At 66.7% G+C, this 3531-nt stretch carries 2 protein-coding genes; both read left to right on the top strand.

Annotated elements, in window-relative coordinates:
- Positions 1–95 precede the first annotated feature (95 nt).
- Positions 96–2864, top strand: coding sequence for an EAL domain-containing protein (locus JF616_22760; protein ID MBW8890585.1), 2769 nt, complete (start codon positions 96–98; stop codon positions 2862–2864).
- 232 nt (positions 2865–3096) lie between these two features.
- On the top strand, positions 3097–3531 hold a 435-nt coding region (locus JF616_22755; protein ID MBW8890584.1), incomplete at its 3' end, for a GAF domain-containing protein.

Here is a 3531-nt window from a genome sequence, read left to right as displayed (position 1 = left end):
CAAGAGTGCGCGGCTGTGACCGTTACCCGACTGGACACCCGGGTCTTTTGACACGATTAACGATACGGCGCCAGCCGTGATTTTCGCCTGCGAGCATGAGTCTTTCATTGAGGTCAAACGTCGAGCGCTGGTCGCGTCCTGCCATTGCGGGCTGCGTTCTCTACGGCTGCGCGATCTCCGTGATCCTGCTCTCGGGCTGGGGTGGCGGGACGGTGGCAGCGCGCATCGGCGCGTGGGGCACGTTCCCCATCATGATCACGATGCTCGTGATGATGTGGCCGGTGATCACCGATCACGCATTGAGCTCGCGACGTCGCACCGCGTACAAGCTGTTGTTCGCTGCCGGCATCCTGGATGCCATCGCGAGCATCGGCTGGGGTTACGGCGCGCTCACCGCGAGCGAGACCTTCGGATCGTGGCCCGATGCGCTCTGGGTGCTCGACTATCCGCTGACGGCGACCGCGTGCATGTTGCTGTACTTCGATCTCGGCGGGCGACTGAATAGCACGCGATCGATCGTCGACTTCGCAACCGTTGCGGTCGGATTCGCCACGTTGCTCTGGTTCACCATTCTCTCGCCACTCGCCAGCATGTCGCCCGCACAGCTCGCCGAGAACTGGTCGGCCGCGACCTATGGCGTCGGCAACGCGCTGTGCCTCATCGCGGGGGCCATGGTGGCGATGCAGGTGACCGACTGGCGCCGCGAACGCGCCGTGACCTGGCTGCTGCTCGCGCAGGTCGCGACCCTGATCGGGGACCTGCTGTGGGTCAATGCCGAGCTCGGCAAGTCGTACGAAGTCGGCGCGCCGATGGATCTGGTCTACGTCGTCTACTACCTGTTCATGGTGCTGAGCGTGAACGCGCAGCGCAGCGAGCGTGTCTATGTCGGCACGCGCGGCCTGCAGGGCGACTTGCGCGGCTCGCTGCCGATCGTCGCGCTCATGGTGGGCGTGGTCGCGCTGCTCAACGACAAACTCGGGCTCGTCGATTCGCAGGCGCCGCTGCTCATGGGCGTGGTGCTGATCGCCACCGTGCTCGTGATGGTCAGCCAGGCGCTCGCGACGCGCGAGGTGGTGGGCCTCCACCGCGAGATCGCGACGCGCCGCTTCGACGAGCGACTCACGGAGCTCGTGCGGCGCTCGAGCGACATGATCGCGATCTGCGATCCGGACGGCCTCATCCGTTACGCGAGCCCGTCGTCCGAGGCCATGCTCGGCATGCCCCCCGTCGAGCTTGCCGGACTGCCCATCGAGCATGTGATCGGCCGCGGCGCGCCGCAGGTCCGCGCGGTATTCGCCGACGTCGTGGCGTCGCCGCATTCCGAGCAGGTGACCACCTTCGATCTGGAGAAGGGCACGGGCGAAAAGCGGTCGTTCAAGATGGTGATCGCGAACCTGTGCCACGTGGATTCGATCCGCGGCGTGACGCTCAACATCCGCGACATATCCGATGCCGTACGGCTCAACGATCAGCTGCGCACGCTCGCGTTCCACGATCCGCTCACGTTGCTCGCGAACCGCGCGTTGTTCGCGGACCGCGTGCACCAGGCGCTGAGCCGCATCGGCGACAGCATGACGCCGGCGGTACTGTTCATCGACCTCGACAACTTCAAGACCGTGAACGACAGCCTCGGCCACGGCGCGGGTGATTCGCTGCTGCGCAATTTCGCGCACCGGCTCGTGCAGTGCACGCGCACGGGCGACACGGTCGCGCGCCTCGGCGGCGACGAATTCGCCGTGCTCATCGACCATGCGCCCGACATCGATGCCGCGATGGCGGTCGCGCGGCAGGTCATCGAGACGTGCCGGCTGCCATTCGACATCGACGGGCGCCAGCTGCGCGTCGGATGCAGCATCGGCGTCGCGCTGTCCGATCGCGCCAGCAACGTCGAGCGGCTGCTGCGCAACGCCGACGCGGCGATGTATTCGGCCAAGTCGCGCGGCAAGGGACACGCCGAAGTTTTCGCGCCGGAGATGTTGCGCGCCGCCCGGCGTCGCATGCGCATCGAGAACGAACTCGCGACCGCGATCGAGGAGCAGCAGCTCGAGGCTCACTACCAGCCGATCGTCGATCTGGCCTCGCGGCATCTGGTCGGCGTCGAGGCGCTGATGCGCTGGCGCCACCCGACGCGCGGCCTGGTTCTGCCCTCCGAGTTCATTCCGCTGGCGGAAGAGACCGGCCAGATCGTGCCGATGACGCAGTGGATGCTGGACCGCGCTTGCGCAGATGCCGCGCGGCTGCAGCGGGAATTGCCACACGGCGAAGGCGTGCGCATGTCGGTGAACGTGTCGAGCCGCTACCTGAACACCGGTCATGCGGCGGCCGAGGTGCGCCGCGCGCTCGAGACGCACGCGCTCGCCGCCGATTGCCTGATCCTCGAAGTGACTGAGAGCCTGCTGCTCGAGAACACCGAGCGGCTGGAGCGGATCTTTCACGAGCTCAAGCTGATCGGCGTGCGCCTCGCGCTCGACGACTTCGGCACGGGATATTCCTCACTCGCGTATCTGCACCGATTTCCGATCGACATCCTCAAGATCGACCGCACGTTCGTCGAGCGGCTCGCGGGTGCGCACGCCGATGCCGAGGGCGTCGATGCCGTCGCGCTCGCGAAGGCCATCCTGTCGCTCGCCGACGCGCTCGGCCTCGACACCGTCGCGGAAGGCATCGAGCTCGAACAGCAACGCGACGCGTTGCTCGCGCTCGGCTGCAAGACGGGGCAGGGTTTCTCGTTCGGCAAGGCGATGCCGGTCGCCGAGATCTTCGACGCGGCCGTCACCCGCCGGCGCAGCCTGCTCGCCGGCAACCTCGCAGGACAGGTGGAGTATTCGGCGACCGGCCGCTTCCGCGGCATTTGCGACCACTGATCGCCTGATGATCCGCATGGCTTGACACCGGTGTCTGCGAATGGCTGCGTCCCCGTTTTCGCGCCATCTGACATAAGTCGTGGTAGCGCTTCTCATAACTCGAGGTATTCGATTTCAGGCGCGTGAAACGCCGGAAAGATGCGAAGTGCGTGGGCTTTCGCCCTAGGGCGGTCGTCTAATCTGCCGGCGCGTCGAACGGCAAGAACGAACTAACAAAGGTCTCTGAGTGAGAGTGAAGTCGGGAGAAACGGGAGCGCTCGATGCGGGGGCGGGGCAGGAACGCGGCAGCGAGAGCGTGCTGCGTGCCGTGTGTCTGCGCCTGGGCTGCACGGCCGCGACGGCCATCTTTCCGCGCGAGGAATCGCGCGCCGTCTGGGGCCGTTCCGAGGCCGACATCGCGTTCGCGCGCGACCAGCTCGCGAACGCCGGCGACGAGCTCGCGCGCCGCGTGATCGCGTCGCGCAAGCCGATCGCCACCAACAAGCTCAAGCACACGAGCGGCGGGCAGATCGCCTGCAAGCTCGTCGCCTTGCCGTTGATCGCGCGCGGCGGACCCGCCGGTGCACTGATCATCTTCAATCGCCCCGACGAACCGAGCTTCGACGAATTCACCGTGCGCCGGCTGGGCCGCTTTGCGCGGCTGCTGGCGCGCAACGCGACGCAGGAT

The sequence above is a fragment of the Fibrobacterota bacterium genome (assembly GCA_019509785.1).
Classification (GTDB): Bacteria; Fibrobacterota; Fibrobacteria; order UBA11236; family UBA11236; genus Chersky-265.
The sequence above is the reverse complement of the archived record's forward strand: the minus strand, read 5'-3'. Positions and strand labels throughout refer to the sequence as shown.